At 54.7% G+C, this 4,848-nt stretch carries 4 protein-coding genes; 2 read left to right on the forward strand and 2 right to left on the reverse strand.

The genetic code is table 11. From position 1 onward, the window contains the following. Nucleotides 1-61: 61 nt before the first annotated feature. Together BLS87_RS33145 and BLS87_RS33150 are read left to right on the forward strand one after the other, a co-directional pair. The gene (locus tag BLS87_RS33145; RefSeq protein ID WP_011914410.1) at nt 62-1,081 is read left to right on the forward strand and encodes a tyrosine-type recombinase/integrase; all 1,020 of its coding nucleotides are present in this window, start codon (nt 62-64) and stop codon (nt 1,079-1,081) included. Then, complete coding sequence (locus tag BLS87_RS33150) at nt 1,078-3,243, forward strand: site-specific integrase (protein ID WP_011914409.1); 2,166 nt, start codon at nt 1,078-1,080, stop codon at nt 3,241-3,243. Before BLS87_RS33145 ends, BLS87_RS33150 begins: the two co-directional genes overlap by 4 nt. A gap of 144 nt (nt 3,244-3,387) precedes the next feature. Here BLS87_RS33150 and BLS87_RS33155 read toward each other — a convergent pair whose 3' ends face one another. Both BLS87_RS33155 and BLS87_RS33160 read right to left on the reverse strand, forming a co-directional pair. Then, complete coding sequence (locus tag BLS87_RS33155; RefSeq protein ID WP_026084028.1) at nt 3,388-3,951, reverse strand: chlorite dismutase family protein; 564 nt, start codon at nt 3,949-3,951, stop codon at nt 3,388-3,390. 23 nt (nt 3,952-3,974) lie between these two features. Beyond that, nucleotides 3,975-4,337 (reverse strand): cupin domain-containing protein, encoded by a 363-nt coding sequence (locus BLS87_RS33160; protein ID WP_071534424.1) that lies wholly within the window; start codon nt 4,335-4,337, stop codon nt 3,975-3,977. Between the last annotated feature and the right edge of the window lie 511 nt (nt 4,338-4,848).

Below are 4,848 nucleotides of genomic sequence, written 5' to 3' on the forward strand. Positions count from 1 at the left end.
TATTAAGTTAGGTGGAATGCTTTTGAGCTAGGCTGAATCCGTTGACGCTCAGGGGGCGCCCATGACCACCACCCCATTGCACAAGCAAGTGTTAAGTCGTTATTCCAGTGTACAAGCTTGGCTGGAGCTCTTGGGTAATCTGGGGCGTGCGCCGGCCACCCTTGACGCCTATGGCCGTGCCCTTGCGCATTACTTATTGCATTGCGAAGGGAGTGGGCTGAAACCCGAATCCGCGACATTCGAACAAGTCACGCTCTACATCCGTGAGCTGCTACCTGGCGCAAAGAGCGCGGTGGCGAATTCAACCTTGCACCAGCGGCTTACTGCTATCCGGTTGTGGTACGACCACCTCGTTTTTCAGGGTCTTTGCGAGCACAACCCCGTGCCCCGCGGACAGCATGGTCGGCTGGCCCAAGTGCCTGGACATGGAGGGTTTGTCAGGGGCTTGCTCCCACGGCTGATTAAGTTGCCAGACATTCCCACCGATGAGCAGTGGCGACACTTTCTCAGTATTGCGGCCAGGTCGTCTATCCGTGATCGACTAATGCTGTCGTTGGCGTATTTCGGGGCTCTTCGCCGTGCCGAGTTGGTGGCCTTGCGTATTGAGGATTTAGACGTTGCACACCGACTGATCTCGGTGCGAGCGGAAACGACCAAAGGCAAACGCAGCCGCGTCGTGTGCTACAGCCCAGACATTGCACCTGTCTTGATAGAGCATCTACATGCTCTTCGCGGCGCTGGCTGGATGCGAGGTTCGTTGTTTCGATCAGCATCAGATCGTAATCGAGGCTCGCCACTGTCCCGTTGGGCGTGGAGTAAAACGGTTGAAGGGTGGGCCAAGGAAGCGAAACTATCGCACCTGAGCACTCATACCTTTCGCCACCTTCGGCTTACCCATCTGGCCCGTGCGGGCTGGAAGCTCCATGAACTGACCACGTATGCTGGACATCGAGACCCCAAAACCACTTTGATTTACCTGCACCTATCTGGCGCGGATTTAACCGCAAAGATGGCGCACTCCGTCGGCAGTCTCGATGCTCGGATGTTCTGTGAACTCTTTGGGTCTGAGGCATTGCTATGAGCACCCCCTCAGTCACCCCTTATGTTCCGTTCGACGCGAGCAAGTACGTACGTCAGAGCGATCTATCGAAAATCGAGCTGAGCATACTTTCGAATCGCTCTCACCGTTCAGACTGGGGCTACCTCCAATCAGAGATACCTGAGCTCATGAGGCCGCTAGCTGATATAGCGGCGCACAGCGGCGTTTCTCAGCGATTAGCCATTTCATCAGTGGCAGTCATTCTCTGGAATGTCAGCAAAACCGGTAAACCCTACTGGTGTTGGTCTGAGTCGCAGTGGTTGACCTTGCTCAGTAATCGAGCAGGATCACGACCATATCTCGCTTCCGTTGCTTACCATCTCGGCGATTTTCGAACCCCGCAGCGTATCGCCAAATTCCGGCAGCCGGCGATATATGCTTCTTTTATCTTCGGCCATGCCGTGTTCAGACATGAGCACGTTCGCTTGAGCCAAGCGTTGAGATCGCTGGGCTACGCTGCTCGCCATCTTGAGCAGTTCCTTTCCAACGTGCTGGGTGCCTTGATGCTGGAAAACGGCGATCCGCGGTTGGAGACATTCACCGAGGAACTGCTACTGAAGGGCCAACAGCATCGAAGCGAAGGTGTCGCGAGATCGGTCGGAAAGGTATCTCACGGCCTCGCTGCCATGGGGATTTTGGCGAAACCTTTACGCATGCGAGGCTATACCTGTTGGCGGGCGAAAAGCATCGAAGGCATCGATCCGACTTGGGCAATGTGGTGCCGTCGATGGCGAGACACTTCCACCTTGCGTCCACGCACACGTGAAAGCAATTACAGTTTTATCTTGAGGACCGGTGTCTGGCTAGCGCGCGAGCAATCAGGAATGGCGGCGCCTACCGATTGGAGCATGTCCACTTGCGCTGCATTTATTGCTGCCGTCGACCGGATGACGGTCGGTGAGTGGGCTTTGGAGTCAGCGAAGGGAACACAGCTAAAGGGGCTTGGTCAGCCTATCGCTGCCAACTCGAAGCGCGGCTTTCTACATGCCTTGCGACGATTTTTTACAGACTTTGAACTCTGGGGATGGGGTCGTTTGAAGTTCAGCCCCCGGCATCACCTCGCCACCCCGCGATCCGTGACATTCAACTCGGGTATCAACCCGCGGGTAATTGATGACTCGACCTGGCTCAAGCTGATTTGGGCGAGTCTAAATCTTGAGCGTAGTGATCTGCTTTCGGAGATTCACTATCCGCTGTCGATGGTTCAAGCCATTGCTGTAGTGTGGACGCACGCTGGTTTGCGCAGCAATGAAATCATGCGCTTGGATAAAAGATGCGCGCATCCTCAGACCAATGATGTGGTACACGAGGATGGGACCATCGTTCCAGCAAAAACTTTATGCTATCTCGATATTCCTGCCAGCAAGACGTTCAAAGCTTTCGTCAAACCTGTAGCGGTGGTCGTGAAGGAGCGCATTGACGCCTGGCTGGAGGACAGGCCTGCTAACCAGGCCGCTTTGCTGGATGAGCGAACCGGGGAAAAAGTTAGCTACCTATTTCAGTTTCGAGGCAAGCGCATAGGCTCCAGTGTCATTAATGGCACCATCATTCCAATGCTATGCGCCAAGGCGGGTGTGCCACTGGAGGACAGTCGCGGGCGAATCACCAGCCACCGGGGACGTGCCTCCGCAGTGACGGCGCTCGCCAGCGTCCCTCAGGGCATGTCGCTGATCGAGCTAATGCAGTGGTCGGGACATAGCTCGCCGAATTCGACTTTGCATTACATTCGAATTCGGCCTACCAAGCTGGCAGCATCCTTCGTTAAAGCCGATCAAATGGCCCATATGGTCTCCGTTTTGATCGATCATGACGTAATTGTTCGCCATTCAGATGCCCCCTACACCTTCTATGACTTGGGCGACTCGTATTGTTCAAATCCCTTCTGGAGCAGCTGCCCACATCGCATGGCCTGTGCGGGGTGTGACTTCAACTTGCCGAAAGCCAGCGCAAGGGCCCAAGCATTGGAAAGCAAATCGTCTATCGGACGGTACTTGGAGGCCGTGCCTTTAACTCCCGACGAGCGAGCCATTGCCGAGGGCGACTTGGAAAAGCTGGAGAGCCTCATTCGAAAGCTGGACAATGTGCCGGCTCTAGACGGCAGGATGCCGAGGAGATCGATGAGAGAAAGAGGAGGCTATAAGTAGAAAAGTTCTTAAGCGACTAGTGGCTCGCTAGACATACCTGTCGCGTTACTCCTAAGTTATGCGACACACTAGATTTTTCGGGGTTTTGCTGGGCTGCGGGTGTCGCAGGAGTGTGCCGCACGTAGATCGAAGTTAAACCTGATGCTAGGCCGGCTCATGCACTAGCCGGATGTCGATTTCTCTGTCGACATACTGCCACTCCACCGAGGCTCGGAGTTCGGCCAGAAGCCTGTTAAAGGCCGTCTCATCAGACGGGGAATATTCGAACCAAGTCAAGAAGTCGAAGGGTTCGTTCTCGCCCAGGTCCCGACAATGGTGGAGGCGGCGGGCCACAGCAGGGAGATATTGGAGCCCGATGTGAATGTGACGGGACTGTTCCTCAAAAATCTTCCGGCGTTCGTCTTGAGACAGTCCCCACCATGAGGGGTTTTTCCGGATAGGGATCAGGGCGGCGCAGGTAGCCTCTGCTCGACCCAAGCTTGGCTGCTTCGCCACGAGACGATCCTTCTCTTCACGCACGACATAGCGCTCGTTACTCGTTATCCCGCGAAGGAGCCATTTGGTGCCCGGAGGCTGCGGCGAAACAGAGCCAGCGGCTACGTTGAGCCGTGGGATTCCAGGGAGAGGGGCTCCTGCCACGGCATTCATCGCAACAACGCGCCAAACCCCCGTTTCTCCACCAGCGAACGTAAATACTCGTGTATTCATCAGGTTCCTCTCAGGCCTTTCGCCTATTTCTCAGATAACGCAAAACCTGCACTGCCCGGCGCAACCACGGAGACAAATATGAAAGGTCCTGGACCAGAGTTCACGGCACCATGTACTTGCCCAGGTTTTGCAATGGCAATATCTCCAGCTTTAAGATGAATTTCTACGCCGTTGCCTTGATAATACTTGGCCTCACCTGAGATAACCGTCCAAGTATCTTGGCCGTGAGGATGGACATGGGCAGCTATTTCCTGCCTAGGGTAGGCGTGCCAAACTACAACGACAGAATCGTTGGTCTCCAGAACAACTGAACGGATCGGTTCGCCGTTAGACGGACGGACATATTCGTCCACCGAAAAAATCCGCGATTCCGTTTCTGCTTTCATGTTCACACTCCATTCCTGCACCGCAAGGTGACGTGCATCTGGCACTAACACCAAGACGAAGCCTTGATCTTGATGGGGGCGGAGAAGCTCGACACGCCGAACGGCATCATGAAGAGCACTTTCATGCGGCACCAACCATTTCTTTTAACGACACGAGGCTCGTATGCACATGACGATATGTACTTGAGCGCCTTTCGGAAAAGATATGTTATAGGACGGAGACCGTCAATACTCCGTCGTGGGTAGGCATGACAGAACGGTAGGATAACGGCGACGTTTTGGTCATATGTACATGGGAGGGCGGTTCACCGCTCGGCAGGGGTGTTGTCGATGGACAGGTGTCCGCCTTCGATGTAACAGATCAGCTTTGACCGGTTACTAACAGGATGACCGGATGATCCGGTGAGCGACGGCGATCTCCTCAGAAGCTACAGCCATACCGGTTGGGTATGAGAAGCTCCAAGGGCGAGCATGGCCCGGTTCTTATTGACTTTCTATTACACATAAACGG

Source organism: Pseudomonas abietaniphila, assembly GCF_900100795.1.
GTDB lineage: Bacteria > Pseudomonadota > Gammaproteobacteria > Pseudomonadales > Pseudomonadaceae > Aquipseudomonas > Aquipseudomonas abietaniphila.